At 70.9% G+C, this 15,077-nt stretch carries 14 protein-coding genes and 1 CRISPR repeat array; of the genes, 7 read left to right on the forward strand and 7 right to left on the reverse strand.

The window, feature by feature from the left end:
* The first annotated feature begins 77 nt into the window (after positions 1 to 77).
* The 4 genes from cas1e (at position 78) to AB0C99_RS34290 (ending at position 2,729) form a co-directional block, all read left to right on the forward strand.
* Positions 78 to 995 (forward strand): type I-E CRISPR-associated endonuclease Cas1e, encoded by a 918-nt coding sequence (gene cas1e / locus AB0C99_RS34275; RefSeq protein ID WP_362483562.1) that lies wholly within the window; start codon positions 78 to 80, stop codon positions 993 to 995.
* A gap of 24 nt (positions 996 to 1,019) precedes the next feature.
* A complete protein-coding gene (gene cas2e / locus AB0C99_RS34280) occupies positions 1,020 to 1,331 on the forward strand; it encodes a type I-E CRISPR-associated endoribonuclease Cas2e (RefSeq protein WP_362483539.1) in 312 nt (103 codons plus the stop codon).
* An 18-nt stretch (positions 1,332 to 1,349) separates the two neighbouring features.
* A CRISPR array of direct repeats spans positions 1,350 to 1,927; the repeat unit is 29 nt; unit sequence GTGCTCTCCGCGCGAGCGGAGGTGGGCCG.
* A gap of 184 nt (positions 1,928 to 2,111) precedes the next feature.
* Entirely contained in the window at positions 2,112 to 2,363 is a 252-nt protein-coding gene (locus AB0C99_RS34285) for a hypothetical protein (protein ID WP_362483540.1), read from the forward strand.
* A gap of 63 nt (positions 2,364 to 2,426) precedes the next feature.
* Positions 2,427 to 2,729, forward strand: coding sequence for a hypothetical protein (locus AB0C99_RS34290; RefSeq protein ID WP_362483542.1), 303 nt, complete (start codon positions 2,427 to 2,429; stop codon positions 2,727 to 2,729).
* Positions 2,730 to 2,974: 245 nt separating this feature from the next.
* Here AB0C99_RS34290 and AB0C99_RS34295 read toward each other — a convergent pair whose 3' ends face one another.
* The 4 genes from AB0C99_RS34295 to AB0C99_RS34310 all read right to left on the reverse strand — a co-directional run bounded on the left by AB0C99_RS34295 (position 2,975) and on the right by AB0C99_RS34310 (position 4,918).
* Positions 2,975 to 3,421 (reverse strand): GIY-YIG nuclease family protein, encoded by a 447-nt coding sequence (locus tag AB0C99_RS34295; RefSeq protein ID WP_362483543.1) that lies wholly within the window; start codon positions 3,419 to 3,421, stop codon positions 2,975 to 2,977.
* A 64-nt stretch (positions 3,422 to 3,485) separates the two neighbouring features.
* Positions 3,486 to 3,920 carry a GIY-YIG nuclease family protein gene (locus tag AB0C99_RS34300; protein ID WP_362483545.1) on the reverse strand — a complete coding sequence of 145 codons (435 nt, stop codon included), beginning with the start codon at positions 3,918 to 3,920 and terminating at the stop codon, positions 3,486 to 3,488.
* Between the two features lie 102 nt (positions 3,921 to 4,022).
* Complete coding sequence (locus AB0C99_RS34305; RefSeq protein ID WP_362483547.1) at positions 4,023 to 4,349, reverse strand: winged helix-turn-helix domain-containing protein; 327 nt, start codon at positions 4,347 to 4,349, stop codon at positions 4,023 to 4,025.
* A complete protein-coding gene (locus AB0C99_RS34310; protein ID WP_362483549.1) occupies positions 4,349 to 4,918 on the reverse strand; it encodes a MarR family transcriptional regulator in 570 nt (189 codons plus the stop codon). The genes AB0C99_RS34305 and AB0C99_RS34310 overlap by 1 nt, the downstream gene beginning before the upstream one ends.
* Before the next feature lie 947 nt (positions 4,919 to 5,865).
* Between AB0C99_RS34310 and AB0C99_RS34315 the strand changes: the two genes are divergently transcribed.
* Positions 5,866 to 6,210 (forward strand): hypothetical protein, encoded by a 345-nt coding sequence (locus AB0C99_RS34315; protein WP_362483551.1) that lies wholly within the window; start codon positions 5,866 to 5,868, stop codon positions 6,208 to 6,210.
* A 1,543-nt stretch (positions 6,211 to 7,753) separates the two neighbouring features.
* Here AB0C99_RS34315 and AB0C99_RS34320 read toward each other — a convergent pair.
* Positions 7,754 to 8,275 (reverse strand): GNAT family N-acetyltransferase, encoded by a 522-nt coding sequence (locus tag AB0C99_RS34320; RefSeq protein ID WP_362483553.1) that lies wholly within the window; start codon positions 8,273 to 8,275, stop codon positions 7,754 to 7,756.
* Positions 8,272 to 9,537: an XRE family transcriptional regulator gene (locus AB0C99_RS34325; RefSeq protein WP_362483555.1), complete on the reverse strand. Its 1,266-nt coding sequence runs from the start codon at positions 9,535 to 9,537 to the stop codon at positions 8,272 to 8,274. Before AB0C99_RS34325 ends, AB0C99_RS34320 begins: the two co-directional genes overlap by 4 nt.
* Positions 9,538 to 9,783: 246 nt before the next feature.
* Between AB0C99_RS34325 and AB0C99_RS34330 the strand changes: the two genes are divergently transcribed.
* A complete protein-coding gene (locus AB0C99_RS34330; RefSeq protein ID WP_362483556.1) occupies positions 9,784 to 10,134 on the forward strand; it encodes a hypothetical protein in 351 nt (116 codons plus the stop codon).
* A gap of 485 nt (positions 10,135 to 10,619) precedes the next feature.
* On the opposite strand, the gene AB0C99_RS34335 is transcribed toward AB0C99_RS34330, so the two are convergent.
* Positions 10,620 to 10,817 (reverse strand): hypothetical protein, encoded by a 198-nt coding sequence (locus tag AB0C99_RS34335; protein WP_362483558.1) that lies wholly within the window; start codon positions 10,815 to 10,817, stop codon positions 10,620 to 10,622.
* A 122-nt stretch (positions 10,818 to 10,939) separates the two neighbouring features.
* On the opposite strand from AB0C99_RS34335, the gene AB0C99_RS34340 reads away from it, so the two are divergent.
* A complete protein-coding gene (locus tag AB0C99_RS34340) occupies positions 10,940 to 13,852 on the forward strand; it encodes a helix-turn-helix domain-containing protein (protein ID WP_362483560.1) in 2,913 nt (970 codons plus the stop codon).
* Positions 13,853 to 15,077: the final 1,225 nt, after the last annotated feature.

The following is a 15,077-nucleotide window of genomic DNA, read 5'->3' on the forward strand; positions in this document are numbered from 1 at the left end:
GCAACGCCGCTTCGACGAAGACCGGCGGACGTGGCAACCCGGACGCCCGACGCAAACTCGCCTCACCCACCGTCGCCATGCTGCCCCGCATCGCCGACTCCCTTTCCTTCCTCTACCTCGACATCGTCCGTATCCACCAGGACGACACCGGCGTCTGCGCAGAAGTCACCAGCGAGCAGCGCGGCACCGAAACCGTCTACCTCCCCACCGCTGCCCTCAGCTGCGTCCTCCTGGGCCCGGGAACATCCATCACCGCCCGTGCGCTCGCCACCCTGGCGCGCCACGGAACCACCGTCCTGATCACCGGCTCCGGAGGAGTCCGCTGCTACGCCGCGACGCTCCCCGACTCGCTCACCACCACCTGGCTCGAGCGCCAGACCAGAACCTGGGCCGACGACGCCCAGCGCCTGGCCATCGCCACAGCCATGTACGAGATGAGGTTCGGCACACACACCGTCCCCCCAGGAACAACCCTTGAACAGCTGCGCGGCATGGAAGGCCAGCGCGTCAAGGCTCTCTACCGAGTCCTCGCCCAACAGCACAAGATCGGCAGGTTCCGGCGCGCCTACGACCCCGCATCCTGGGACAAGCAAGACCCCGTCAACCTGGCCCTGTCCTCGGCCAACACCTGCCTCTACGGCATCGTGCACGCCGCCATCCTCGCCCTGGGATGCTCGCCGGCCCTCGGATACGTACACAACGGCAACCAACAGGCATTCGTCTACGACATCGCAGACCTCTACAAGGCCGAGCTCACCATCCCCCTCGCCTTCTCCCTCAACACCTCGGCAAACCCCGAAGCAGAAGCCCGGCGATCCTTCCGCGACGGGCTGCGCCTCTTCAGGCTGATGCCTCGCATCGTGTCCGACATCCAATCGCTCCTGGACCCCGACCACACTCGCGAGGCGCCAGACCCGGAGGAACACCTCGTAGACCTATGGGACCCCGTGACCGGAACTGTGCCCGGCGGCACGAACCACGCAGCGGCCACCTGATCCCAGCACCGGAAGGCCACTCCCATGGCTTCGATGATCGTCATCTCCGTGACCTCCGTACCGGACCACCTTCGAGGGGCCCTCACCCGATGGCTCCTCGAAGTGACTCCCGAGTTGTACGTCGGCACTGTCTCGGCCCGTGTGCGCGACGAACTGTGGAACTCAGTGGCAGCCTGCACAGGCGAGGGCATTGCCGTACTTGCCTACCCAAGCAACAACGAGCAAGGCTTCGAACTCCGCACCACCGGGTCGCACCGCCGCAACCCACTCGACTTCGATGGACTGACCTTGATCGCCTTTCAGCGCACTACTAAAGAAATGGCAAAGCCGCTCTAGAGGTGCAGGCCAGGAAGGGTGCTCTCCGCGCGAGCGGAGGTGGGCCGGATCGTCCTGGCCCAGAAATGGCGACGGCCCGGTGCTCTCCGCGCGAGCGGAGGTGGGCCGCGCAGAAGCCGCCCGGGGCGGGCGGCTTCTGAGTGCTCTCCGCGCGAGCGGAGGTGGGCCGGTCGCGGTGCAGGACGCGAAGGGCACCGGCAAGTGCTCTCCGCGCGAGCGGAGGTGGGCCAGTCCGGACCGGTATCGGGGGCTGTGCAGTGGAGTGCTCTCCGCGCGAGCGGAGGTGGGCCGTAGCGGGCGCTGGAACGCCGGGCCTTCTCCTTGTGCTCTCCGCGCGAGCGGAGGTGGGCCGCCCGGTCAGCATCAGGCGCGTGACGGCCCGGCGTGCTCTCCGCGCGAGCGGAGGTGGGCCGACCCGTCCGGCCGGGTGCTGTGGGCCCTTTCCGTGCTCTCCGCGCGAGCGGAGGTGGGCCGTGGTCCGGCAGGGCGTGGGCGAGCCAGCCGCGGTGCTCTCCGCGCGAGCGGAGGTGGGCCGGAGTTCACGCTCCTCATGTCCGACACCGGCGCGTGCTCTCCGCGCGAGCGGAGGTGGGCCGGACATCGTTGAGAACGCGGGTCGGACTACGGCAGCTCTCGTACCGGTTTCCCCGCAGGGCGTGATCCTCGCAGGCGGGTGCCTTTGCGGTAGGAGCCGCAGGCTTCACGTCGCCCGGGGGCCGCCACTCCGGGTGGTCTCTCAAGCCTTCGGGCCCGTTGCTCTCTACCCGCCAGGAGAACAGCATGAGTACGCACGATCCGCGCCCCGGCCGCCGCGAGCTGCACATCACGGTCACCGACGAGGTCTACGAGCAGCTCCAGGCCCTCGCCGCCGACAAGAAGGTCCCGGCCGAGGAGTACGCGGCCCGGATGCTGACCGACGACGTCACGAAGGCCCGGTTCCTCGCCGGCGCCGAGCAGTTCGTCGCCGAGCACGCCCTTGGCTTCGCCGAGCACTTCGGCACCCACCCCACCACGGGAGACCAGGCCGCGTGAACCTCACCGTCGACCTCACCTGGCTCCTCCAGGTCGCCCAGGAGAAGCTGCCCGGGGACCCCGATGTCGTCGACTACGGTGCCCTGGAAGCCGCCCGGGCCCGCCACTGTGCCGTCGTCATGGGCACCACCGTCTACCCCGAGCCGCACCACCGGGCCGCCGCTCTCCTGCAGTCCCTCGTCCGGCTGCCCGCCCTGGAGCCACTCCAACGACCTCTACGCGGACGCCATCGCCGCGGCATTCCTGACCGCCAGCGGCCGCCCGGTGAAGGTGAGCACCGACCAGGCCGTCGAACTGGTGAGGTACACCGCGAACGGCCTGGACATCCGCGACGTCGCCACGGCCCTGACCACCTCGACTCCCTGAAACAGCATCCCGGGGACACCCACGGAAAGCCCCGGCGCCAGCTCGCCTCGACGCTTGCGGTGGGGACCTCCGTAGTGCGCACTACGGAGCCGTTGGAATCGGCTCTCACACGCGGTGCGCTCTTCTGGAGTTTGCGACAGGTGGCCAATCCGGAACGTTCCGGATTGGCTGGCCGACTCCCTCGTATGTTGGAGCCCTTTGACGCCCTAGGCTGCCGCTCGCCGTGAGATACCCGTGTTCTCGAGTCAGTCGGGCTCCCAGCCCTGGAACACCGCCGCCGTGGCTTCCATGGCCAGTTCTACGGCGTCCTCACCCTCCCGGAAGAGGAACCACTCCCCATCCAACCGTCGGTCGGCGAACCAGGTGTGCAACTGGCCTTCCAGCTTCCGTTCGCCCCGTATCGCAGCCAAGAGCCGAAGGTCGGGTAGCGAACCGGTCTGCAACTGCCCCAACCGCGCTTCCGGCGTACGGCTCCAGCCGATCTTCACATAGCCCACATCAGTCGACTCGATCAGGTACACGTACCCCTCGTCGTCCCCCAGTGGTGTCCGTGGCTGTGTCCGCGTTGCCTTGCGCACCGTCGTCCACGGATAGATCACCACCTCCCACCGCTCGGACGCCGCCGGGCGTTGAACCGCATGCGCGCCGCCCCTCTTCCCCTTCGCCTTCTTGTGCTTCTTCTTCTCGGCCATGCCGAGCCCCTCCCCTTACATGACGGGGTCCGGGAGACTAGTTGTCTTCCGGACCCCGCGCGTCCTAGAACAGCGGGCCGCCGAGCTCGCCGGCCCGCGCCTTCTCGACGGCCACGGTGACGAGAGCGACCGCGTCCTCCCCGTCGAAGTCGAACCACTCGCCGTGCCGCCGCCCGGAGAAGTGCTGGTGCAGTTGCCGCTCCAGCTCACCGCCGCCGTCGTACTGAGCCATCACGGTCAGCGGCACGGGAGAGTGTGCCCGCAACCCCTTCAGCCGCTCGCGCAGGCTCCTGGTGGTCCCGATCTTCAGCGCGCCCCGGTACGGAGGCGTCGGCCCTATCAGATAGACCACCGGGGGCAGCTTGAGCACCGGCACCCGGATCATCGTCTGGCCCGTGAGGCGTTCCTCGTACTCGTCGTCCGGCTCGCCTGGCCGTCGCATCAGGTCCGGCCGCGTTGCGGCGACCAGGACCCTGGTCAGCTTCCTGTTCTTGTCCATCTCATCCCCCTCATACCGAGGCCCGGAAGACACGTTGTCTTCCGGGCCTCTCATCGAGCGGTGATCCGACTCCCGAGTCGGATCACTGTGCTCCCTGAGCGTTCATCCGCTGACGGCTTGCAGGTGTCGTCCCGCCCGTCCCCGGTCGGTGAATATGGCGGGCACGAGCCGGTAGACCTGGACCCGGCCGAACTTCTGTGTCGGCTCCAGCCAGCCGGCGTCGACGAGCTCGCGGCGGGTGCGGGACAGCACGGGCGGCGACATCCCGGCGATCTTCGCGAGCTCGGTCGCCTGGGTTTCTACGGTGCCGTCGGGCTTCTGCGGAGATGCGGCGTACAGCATGACCACGATCCGCTGGTTCGGGTTGAGCTTGGCGGCGCCGGTCTTCCGAAGGAGGTACTGAACGTCCTCAGCGTCATGGATACGCATCAGCTCTCGTCCTTCTTCCTTCGCTGGCGGGTGCGGGGCTTCGGCGTCCTGATGTTCGTCTCCGGAGGGTTCCGCGTCTTGACCGCTTCGCGATGCTCGAACCCGGATCCGATGAATGCCAGGTGGGGCGTGCATCGGTAGAACTTAGTACGGCCCACACTGCCGTCTTCCAGCAGGATCCGCGCGCTCTTCAAGACCTTGATCACGCGCCCGAGGGCGTCGGCGCTCATGCCGAGCTCGACGGCGATCTCCGCCTGCGTCCTGCGGATCGCGCCCAGCGCTTCCTCTGTCGCGAACCAGTACCAGACGGCGACCCGGAACTCGCGGTCGGTCAGCCCGGAATCGGCGGACGCCAGCTCGCGGCCTTTGCGGATGCCGACGTTGATGTGCTGTCCGTCGAAGGCGTACGGGGCTCGCGGGAGCTCCTTGACCTCGCCGGTCTTGCGGTTGACCAGCGCGAGGACTTCTGCGGCTTCCTGTGCCATCTGCGGCTCTGCCTCTCCCGGGGTCGGCGTGCTCCTGGTGAAGCGATCCGACTTCAGGAACGGTTCACTTACCAAAATGAACATTACCGCATTGCTAAGCAAACCCGTTGCGGGCACGGATCGATGTGCCGCTCGCACATCGCATCTCGCACAGTGATACGACTCCCGAATCGGATCATCACGATCCCCGGGTCGGGTTCCCCGGCTCCCGAGTCGGGTTCCCCGTTTCGGGAAGCGGATCACTTTCGACGTTTCCGCAGGTCAGAGGCTTGCGGAGGCTGCGTGCTCTTACTGCAATTCAAACCGGCGGGGACTGGGAGGCTTCCCCCGCGTGTCGCCTCAGGGGCTCCGCCCCGCACCCCAAGCCCGCAGCCAGGTCATACGGCCTCAGCACCGGGTGCCCCACGACCGTCGTGCGGTGGCGTCTGTCGCTGCTCCGCGCCGGCCCGAGGGGCCGGTGCTCGCGACGACGCTTCCCGTCTATCCGGGGAAGGTCCGGCGACGGCTGAGGTGCCTCCGCGCGCCCGCGTACGGCCGCCCGCCGGTGGGGGTGACCGTGTTGCGGCTGGGGCCAGTACAGGGCGCCGGGTTGCACAGTCCAGTACTTCGGACCTCCGCTCTCCCGGGGGAAACGCCTACGGCCCGAAAGTCTCCGTGGCCTGTCGCGCCAGCGGCTGCGGCCGGCGGCGAAACCGAGCTGGCTGGGGGAGAAGCGGGGCTGGGAAGCGCTGAGCGGCCATCAGGCGCCCCGGCAGCGAGATGGGGCGCCGTACGACACTGCGGCCTGATCGAGCAGGCGCGGGTTGAGGCGCCGCCAGGCCGCCACGACCGAGCTGACCGCACACGCCCGGCCGGAGCCTGGCGGGCCGCACGATGATGTCCGAGTACGGCCTGGTCGCCCCGGCCGCCAGATTCCAGGGCATCCACTGAACGAACCGCACGGTGGTCTCGGGCCTCCTGACGTGCCAGGATCCCGATCAGCAACGAGGGGAGCGGATGTGGCGGGGAGAACGGCGGGATCGGGTGTGGTGGTGCGCGGTGTCGAGGATCTGACCATCGAGGAGGTGGAGAGGCTACTGGGGATGATCTTCCCCCGCCTTGATCCCAAGGCGCCCGGCGTCCTGGCGACTGTGCAACTCGCCGCGGGAAGGGTGCGCGAGCAGCTGGCACGGCGGGATGCAGAACCCGTGCCGGGCTTGCCAGTACTGGCCGACCTGGCACAGGACTGGCAGTTCCTGCGGCAGGTCGCGCGCGGGATCGCCGGCGGCGAACTGCCGGACGACCGGACCGTGATCTGGCTGGGTCCGTTCGACTACACCCCCCGAGCCACGGACGCGGGGGCGACGGCCCCTTCAGAGACGATGCTGTGGGGATGAGGAGGGCTTCGTGGAGCGCTGCGGATTACCTCCACGGCCAGTCGTAACGCCTGACCGCAGGGGCGTTGATGCCGTTATGGGTATGCGTGAAGGTTCTTCCCGGCTCTGCGTGATGTGCGGCATCGGCCTCCTTGGCGGTACGGGCGTATCTGGTCGACGGCACCCGGAGGCTGGGCCGTCGCCAGAGGTTCACCCGCTTCCTGATCTGCGAGACGTGCTACGAGCGGGGCGGGCCCGACCCGGAAACGGGCCGAACCCGGGCGGCCTCCGTACGGCGAACGGAGACCGCAGAGTGGTGGGGCCTGGCCGGTCGCGGTGCGGCTCTTCCTCCTCAGACGTGTGTCGCCGGGTGTGGCCTGCTCGTGGTGAGGGGCTCTGAGGTGCTGATGCGAGGGGTGACATGCTCGCGGGCCTGCCGGACATCCCTCACGCGGAAGCGCGGCGGGAGGCAGGGGTCGGGCCGCCCCTGCGGCGCCTGCGGCGAGATCGTTACGGCTGGGGCGTGCAGATTCTGCGTACTGCGGTGGAGCCTGCCGCCAGAGGGCGTACCGCCGGCGGCAGGGCAGCCGCGCGGCCGAGCCGGCCAGTCGCTTGGACAACCCGCACGGCCAGCCGTAACGCCACGGGCTCACCTCGAACTACCTGCACGGCCAGTCGTAACGCCGCTGGCTCGCCGGGCGGGCCCAGCCGCCGCAGCCCGGCCGCAAAGGGAGCGGGCGGCGGCCCGCCACCGGATAGGAGCTCTCGTCACCACCTGCCAGAGCAGGAGACGCGCCGCCGCGGGGTGCGGAGCTGGGCTGGCGGCGCCTGATGCGCAGGGTCTCGGGTCTGGACGGCGACGTCCTCCAGCGCGATCTCCAACCTCGTGGGCCCGCCCGTACGGCTCCCCGGTGCGCCGCTCGGCGTCGATCAGCAGGTCGCCGACCAGAGCGGCGAGCTGGGCGACGTCCGGGTCCTTCCACAGGTCGGGCGAGACGCGCGTGTACTCGGCACCGGGCTCCAGGCCCACGGTCCTGGTCTCGCGAGTCGTCGCGGCGCCGCCCTGAGCTGCGGGGGCCCACCGGCCTGTGGCCGGATCCTGCGATCGCGGGGGCACTCACGGGGCCTCCGTCGGACGGTGGGGTCGAGGTGTTCGGCCCTGGACGGCTCGGCGGTGACGCCGATGCCGCCGTTGCACGGGACGCCGATAGTGCAGACGAATGAGCTCCTGACGGACGTCGCCGATCACGGCCTGCTGTCGCTGCGCGTCGATCCGGTGCCGGTACGCCCCTGCACAGCGGTCGCTAGTCGGTCATGACTATTGATCAGACTGCCGACGGAGACGTATTCGACGTCCCGGATCACGCCGATGAGGGATGGCAGCACACGGACCTGGTGGACCTTCGACCCGGCCCGGTCGGAGCAGTCACCGTCGCGGTGACGCACGAGCGCCTCAGCGAACAGTGCGACGTGACCCTGTACCTCGACCCGGCATCGGCGGAGTACGGCTACCGGGTGCGCGCCACCTACACCGACCACGACACCTGGTCAGCGTCTGAGCGTGTCAGGCTCCTGCGGCTCGCAGATCGAGGAGCATGACGGCGAAGTTGGGGGAGTCCGGGAAGGGTTGCCTGGTGCCGACCTGGTGGTATCCCCAGGCTTCGTAGAGCGCCTGCACCTTGGGGTGCTGGGGGTCCACGAGGAGAACGGCGAGGGCTTCGGGCCTGTCCGCGATGAGTGCAACGTGGAGTTGCTTGGCCGTCCCGGTCTTCCGCCACCGGGGACGCACCATCAGTTCCGAGACGCTGAAGGTCGACGCGTCGTCCGGAGGCACGGTCAGGTGCTCGCGCCACCATTCCCGGCCGGGCATCGCCGGCGCTCCGTACGCGAACCCGGCCGGCTCGTCCGCTTCGTAGGCGACGACGCAGGACCAGGCCGGGTTGCTTCCCCAGTGGTCCACGAACCAGTCGAAGCGCTGGGTGAACTCGTTCATGTCGTTGGCGTAGGCGTCCGCGTGCACGTCGAGGAGGGTCTGGCGTACGGCCGGGAGGTCCTGGTGGGTGTAGCGGCGGAGGTCGACGGTCATGAGCGGCTCCATTCGGTCCGGTGGCGGTCCATCCACTCGTGCGCGGCTGCGGGGGCCAAGGCGATCAGGTCGCGTTGGAAGTCGCCGAGGAGCTGCCGCACGCGTCCGGGAAGCGGCGCGCCCGCCATGATCTCGAAGACGCGGCTGCTGGTGGCGCACGCCTGCTCGACGTCGCCCTGGTGGATCTGGGCCAGGGCGAGGCGGGCGGTGGCCATGCCCCGGTTGCGCCGGTAGGTCTCGGGCAGCGCGGCGAGCGCCCGGTGGGCTGCCGCTTCCGCCTCCGGCGCGTGGCCGGCGACGTCGCGCACGATCGCGGTCAGGAAGTGGAGCTCGGCTTCTCCGTAGAAGGCGATCCAGGGGGAGCAGGGGGCGTAGGGGTCGGCCTTGGCGAGGGCGGTCTCGGCGCGGCCCAGGTGCCGCAGTGCCGCGCAGTGCTCGCCGCCGTGGGCGAGACCGACGGCGGTGCGGGCGTGGCCGAGTGAGGTGTGCAGCGGGGAGCGGCGGGCGATGGCCGTGGTCTGGGCGGCCTGGGAGGAGGCGACCGCCTCGAGGTAGTCCCGCCGTTGCCGGGCGAGCATCGCCCGCAGGTTCCAGACCTGCATGGTCGTCTCGGAGTCCTGGGCGAGGCCCGCGAACGTGAGCGCGCGGTCGAGGTGGGCGGCGGCGCCGTCGAGGCAGCTGGCGTCGATGAGTGCCCAGGCCGCCGTCGCGGTGAAGTCGGCGGCGAGGGTGTACAGGCGCTGACGGACCCGCTGGGTGGTGGACTGCTGCTGCAGTCGCAGCGCTTCGGCCGCGCCGGCGAGGGCGGCCCGCTCCAGGCCGTGCCCGCCGCGCTCGGCGTCGACCGCGAGCAGACGCTCGACGCCGTCGCGGAGCCTGATCACGTCGGAGGTGCCGACCCGGGAGGGGCGGGAGGGGGTCAGCAGGGCGGCGGCCGCGGTGCCGGCGGCCGCGCCGAAGAGGCTGCGGCGGCGCATGTCGGGATCCTCCCGTCGTACGGTGCCGGGCTCGTACCTGCCCCGGGGCACGAACCCTAGGTCTGCGGCGGCCAGGCCGGTGACCGCTTCCAGGCCTCGCCGCTGCCGGGCCTGCGGCCAGCGGGTGTCTCCGGACAGCCAGCGGTGCACCGTGCGCTCCGAGGCCGTGCCGGGGCGGCCGGCGAATATGCCGATGGCCCGGTTCACCGAGTCGGCCAGTTCGGGGGCCGACATCTCGTGTGCCGTCATCCAGGCGGCCAAGGGCTCGTTTCGGGTCTCAGCCACACCTGCACGGTAGAGCGTGGGACGGCGCGGCCGCAGGTAATGGCCGGGTCAATTTGTCAGTCTCCCGGGCGAGGGATGGTGTGACTCGGTCATGCACACCGCCCCCTGATGGACGGTTAGGTGGAATGCGTACGGCCCTCGGTGCGCCCCTCCCCCGTGGGGCGCACCGAGGCGCCGCCCCCGACCCACCTCCTGAGGGCAGCAATGACCAGTGCAGAAGACCTTGATGCCGCGCCCGCTCCGGCCGTGTTGTACGTCTGTGCCGACCGCGGCCCCTTCATGCCCGGCCTGGCCGCCGAGCGGGCCGAGGAGGAGGGCCGCCTCTTTGCGCGGGAGCGCGGGATGACGATCACCGAGGTCGTATCCGACGAGTACGGCGAACCGGACCCGGCCCTGCGTGACGGCTGGCGGCGGGTCCGGGAACTGGTCGAGTCCGGCTCCATCACCACGGTCCTCGTCCGCTGGCCCAGCGCCATCGCACCGGAGTCCGCGCACGAGCTCCGCTACCGCGAGGGCAGCTGGCTCCGGAGGCACGGCGCGGCCCTCCGGTACACCTGGGCCCCGCTCGCCGCGATGGGCGCACAGCCCCGATGCTGAGCCTCCTGCACCTGGACCATCCGTGGATCGGCCTGTCCGTGGAGGACACCGCGTCCGGGCGGCGCGGCACGCTCCGCGCCATCGCCCCCGACCCCGACACGGAGCATCCGGTGGCATGGCTCTGGCCGGCCGGCGGGGGCACGGAGTGGACGACCGATCCGGCATGCCTCGCCCACCCCGCAAACCCGGGACGGCCCCGGTCGTGAGCAGCCACCGCCGCTGCGCAGCGGAGCACCCTGGTGGGCCTGGTGGCAGACCTGGCTCCTGGCGGGCGCGCTCACCGCGCTGACGCTCGTGGTCCTGCGGCCCTGGTGACATCCACGCCACCGGGGGCCTGAAGACACACCTCGCAGACGGTCGGACCTGTTAGCCCCAACAGGGCTAACCGCCTTCGCCATGCGGAGCGGCCGCCGAGTTGCGGTGCCGGTAGGAACCACGTCACTAGCCGCATACGGGGGCGCTTTGAGGCTGAGCAGGGCTGATCGTCAGGTGAGGAGGGCGGCGAGGGTGCCGGTGACGACGGCGGCGAGGGTGATGACGGCGGCGAAGGTGGCGGCGGCGCGGGTGAGGGCCGTGGGATAGCTGGCGTTGTCCAGTCGGGCGAGCTTTCCCGCACCGGCGGCGGCCAGCAGCGCGATAACGGTCACGAGTGCGGTGGCGAGCAGGACGACGGCGATGGTCACGGCAATCTCCCTGTACGTGGTGGGGTGTTGACGTGGTCGAACGTCGTCGAATCCGTGTTCGCCGGGGTTCGCCGGGAGGAAGATGAACACCGGCGAACACGACGATCCGGGGGGCGCGCACCGTGCACGACGAACACGACAGCCGGCATCCGGCGCTGAGGGAGCTGCGGGAGCGGCTGAGGGCCGGGATGGCCCGCATGCGGGTGAACCAGACGGATCTCGCCCAGCGTGCCGGGCTGGGGCGCACGACGGTGTCGGAGGCGCTCTCACCAGGGAAGCCCGCCCCCTCCCACGAGACGGTGGCGGCCTTGGCCCGTGCGCTGCGGCTGCCGGTGGAGGAACTGCAGGAGTTGCGGAGCAGTGCAGTCGAGGCCGACGGGGGTGGGGTGCGGTCGGTGCCGGGCCGTGGGATCGGAGAGTGGGATCCGCACGATCTGGAGGTCCATCCGGCCGGTACCGCCTCCGGACCCGGCAGGCCGGGGCCCCGGGCAATGCCCGGGTATGTGCGGCGCGAGCATGACCGGGCACTGGCCGGGCTGGTGGAGGACGCCGCGGCCGGCCGTAGTCAGGCCGTGGTGCTGGTGGGCGGTTCGTCGACGGGCAAGACGCGGGCGTGCTGGGAGGCCGTGCAGCCGCTCGCCGGGCAGGGGTGGCGGCTGTGGCATCCCTTCGACCCGACCCGCGCCCAAGACGCCCTGGAGGACCTGCCTCGTGTCGCGCCGCGCACCGTGGTGTGGCTGAACGAGGCCCAGCACTACTTCGGCGACCGCGTAGCGGGCGAGCCGATCGCGGCGGCATTGCACCAGCTGCTGATGAGCGCGGAGCGCGGGCCGGTCCTGGTGCTGGGCACGCTCTGGCCCGAGTACGCCACCCGGTACACGGCCCTGCCCGTGCTAGGTGAGAGCGATCCGCACAGCCGGGTGCGGGAGTTACTGGCCGGCCGCGTGCTGGCCGTTCCCGAGTCGTTCGATCCTCCGGCTCTGGCCGCCGCGGCAGCTCTCGCCGAAGGCGGGGACCGGCTGCTCGCCGACGCCCTCAGCCGCGCCGGCACCGACGGGCGCATCACCCAGGACCTCGCCGGTGCCCCCGAACTCCTCAACCGCTACCGGCACGCAACCCCGGCCGCCGCAGCGGTGCTGAACGTGGCGATGGATGCCCGCCGCCTCGGTGTCGGCCTTCACCTTCCCCAGGCATTCCTCACCGACGCCGCCGCCGACTACCTCACCGACACCGACTACGACCAGCTCACCGACGACTGGGCCGAGCAGGCCTTCGCCGAACTCGCCGCCCTCGTCCACGGCAAACAGTCCCCCCTGCACCGCACCATTCCCCGCGCCCCACGACGTCCTCCCGCCCCGGTCCCAGCCGTTCACGGCCCGGCCCCGTCGGCCGCGGGGCCGATGTTCCGCCTCGCCGACTACCTCGAACAGCACGGCCGCACCAGCCGCAGCCACCTGTGCCCGCCCGCATCCTTCTGGCACGCCGCCCACACCCACCTCACCAACCCCGACGACCTCAGCAACCTCACACAGGAAGCCGACAACCGGCACCGCCTGCAATGGGCGCACTCCCTGCGCCACCGCGCCGCCGACCGCGGCAGCACCGACGCCCTGTATCGCCTGGCCATGATGCGGGAGCGGGCCGGGGACCGGGACGGCGCCGAAGCCCTGGCCTGGCAGGCCGCCGGCCACGGCAGCACCGACGCCCTGTATCGCCTGGCCATGATGCGGCAGAGGGCCGGGGACCGGGACAGCGCCGAAGCCCTGGTCCGGCAGGCCGCCGACCACGGCAACACCGACGCCCTGTATCTCCTGGCCTCGATGCGGGAGCGGGCCGGGGACCGGGACGGCGCCGAAGCCCTGGCCCGGCAGGCCGCCGACCACGGCAGCACCACCGCCCTGCTGCGCCTGGCAGCGTTGCGGCAGGAGGCCGGGGACCGGGACGGCGCCGAAGCCCTGGTCCGGCAGGCCGCCGACCACGGCAGCATCGCCGCCCTGGTGCGCCTGGCAGCGTTGCGGGAGCGGGCCGGGGACTGGAAGGGGGCCGAAGCCCTGGTCCGGCAGGCCGCCGACCGCGGCAGCACCACCGCCCTGGTGCGCCTGGCAGCGTTGCGGGAGCGGGCCGGGGACTGGAAGGGGGCCGAAGCCCTGGCCCGGCAGGCCGCCGACCGCGGCAGCACCAACGCCCTGCTGCACCTGGCCGAGAGGCGGGAGTCGGGCGGGAACCGGCGCGGCGCCGAAGCCCTGGCCCGGCAGGCCGCCGACCACGGCAACACCAACGCCCTGCTGCACCTGGCCGAGACGCGGGAGCGGGACGGGGACCGGGACAGCGCCGAAGCCCTGGCCCGGCAGGCCGCCGACCACGGCAGCACCGACGCCCTGCTGCGCCTGGCCGAGACGCGGGAGCTGTACGGGGACCGGGACAGCGCCGAAGCCCTGGCCCGGCAGGCCACCGACCACGGCAACACCGACGCCCTCCTGCACCTGGCCGAGACGCGGGAGCGGTACGGGGACCGGGACGGCGCCGAAGCCCTGGCCCGGCAGGCCACCGACCACGGCAACACCACCGCCCTGCTGCGCCTGGCAGAGACGCGGGAGCGGTACGGGGACCGGGACGGCGCCGAAGCCCTGGTCCGGCAGGCCGCCGACCGCGGCAGCACCAGCGCCCTGCTGCGCCTGGCAGAGAGGCGGGAGTCGGCCGGGGACCGGGACGGCGCCGAAGCCCTGGCCCGGCAGGCCGCCGACCGCGGCAGCATCCCCGCCCTGCTGCGCCTGGCAGCGTTGCGGCAGGAGGCCGGGGACCGGGACGGCGCCGAAGCCCTGGCCCGGCAGGCCGCCGACCACGGCAGCACCAAGGCCCTGCTGCGCCTGGCCGAATGGCGGGAGCGGGCCGGGGACCGGGACGGCGCCGAGGATCTCTACCGGCAGTTCGCGGACCGCGGCAACATCGACGACCTGTGGAGCATGCGTGACGCCTTCGCCAGGCTGTGGCCGCATGGCCTAGACCCAAACGGCACACCTACACCTCAATGGTGAGCGTCCGCGACTGGCCCTGCACCTGGCCTGTCCGTGATTCGCGGACAGGTCAGGTGCAGGGCGGGTCGCGCTGGTGCGGCGTCTGGATCAGGGCCCGTAGGCACCGTGGCAGTACACGGGAACGCCGTACGGGACCCGGATGCTCTCGGCGTCGCGGCACAGGGCACGCATGTCGACGCCGCCCGACGGGGCTCCGTGGCGCCTGGCCGTCTTCTTCTGCGTACGCTTCGGCGGCTTGCTGGCCTCGGTCGCGGCGGCGGTCTTGCCCGTCGGGGTACGGAGACGACGGAGAACGGCACAGTGCAACTCCAGATCAGTGCGAGCGGTGACGGCCTGGCGGCGGGCCGCGCCGGCCCTTCGGCGTCCACGGCCAAGCCCGCGACCGAGGCGGTGGTCCAAGGATCGCTGGTCAGCGGGACGCCGGTTCGTCCGGGGCTGGCCCGGGGAAGGTCGGCGGGCGGGGCACCGTCCGCGAGCGCGCCGGAGGGGAAATCCGCAGGTGAACGCCGGAAACGGCCCGTTCATGGAGAACATGGAAAACATGAAAACCCCGGAAGTCCCGGAACGTTCTCCCGGAAAACCAGGAGAATGCGCGTCACCAGGTACCGGCGACCCACGGAAAGACAGCCCGGTTGGTGTAATCTCCTTTTAGCTCCTCCTCCCTCGGAAGCAGCGGTGGGCCGCACGTGCTCTCACCGAGGAGGGAGGTGGTGCAGGTGACCGGCGACGGCGCCCCAGCAGGGGACCCCAAGCCGGTGCGGACGAGGCTTCTGGACCGGGCTGCTGCGGCAGGTCGGGCCTTGGGGGGACTGGCACAGGCGGCGTACTACACGCTGAAGACCTGGCTGGAACTCCTGTAGAAGCACTGATGGGCCCACCCTCTGCAGGGGCGGACCCATCAGCCAAAGTCCTCACCGACGGACCCCCATGCCCTCGCTTCGCAGGCCAGGCATGGGGGTCCACTCATGTCGTGGACCAAGTTTGAGTGCCACAAGTGGCGCTCACAGGTGTCAGAGTATCACTCGCCGAATTAATAATGAAGCGAGAAGTCGGCGGCGACAATTTCCACCTGACTGCAACTTTTGAACCTCGCCAACTTATTTTCCAGCCCACGAATCTTTGACGAGATTCCGCTGGCGGCGCCGGTGACGACGGCGACCTGTCCCTCTCGCAGCTCCATCAGGCCCGCCCTCCCTCGGCGCCCTCGGGCGGCGCGTCGAGGATC

It is taken from the genome of Streptomyces sp. NPDC048659, assembly GCF_040650575.1.
Taxonomy (GTDB): Bacteria; Actinomycetota; Actinomycetes; order Streptomycetales; family Streptomycetaceae; genus Streptomyces.

Excerpts from the sequence above, each read along its gene's own strand:
- AB0C99_RS34290 (WP_362483542.1), top strand. The coding sequence starts at position 2,427 with ATGTCGTCGACTACGGTGCCCTGGAAGCCGCCCGGGCCCGCCACTGTG.
- AB0C99_RS34310 (WP_362483549.1), bottom strand. The coding sequence starts at position 4,918 with ATGTTCATTTTGGTAAGTGAACCGTTCCTGAAGTCGGATCGCTTCACC.
- cas2e (WP_362483539.1), top strand. The coding sequence starts at position 1,020 with ATGGCTTCGATGATCGTCATCTCCGTGACCTCCGTACCGGACCACCTT.
- AB0C99_RS34305 (WP_362483547.1), bottom strand. The coding sequence starts at position 4,349 with ATGCGTATCCATGACGCTGAGGACGTTCAGTACCTCCTTCGGAAGACC.
- AB0C99_RS34320 (WP_362483553.1), bottom strand. The coding sequence starts at position 8,275 with ATGACCGTCGACCTCCGCCGCTACACCCACCAGGACCTCCCGGCCGTA.
- cas1e (WP_362483562.1), top strand. The coding sequence starts at position 78 with ATGCTGCCCCGCATCGCCGACTCCCTTTCCTTCCTCTACCTCGACATC.
- AB0C99_RS34285 (WP_362483540.1), top strand. The coding sequence starts at position 2,112 with ATGAGTACGCACGATCCGCGCCCCGGCCGCCGCGAGCTGCACATCACG.
- AB0C99_RS34300 (WP_362483545.1), bottom strand. The coding sequence starts at position 3,920 with ATGGACAAGAACAGGAAGCTGACCAGGGTCCTGGTCGCCGCAACGCGG.
- AB0C99_RS34295 (WP_362483543.1), bottom strand. The coding sequence starts at position 3,421 with ATGGCCGAGAAGAAGAAGCACAAGAAGGCGAAGGGGAAGAGGGGCGGC.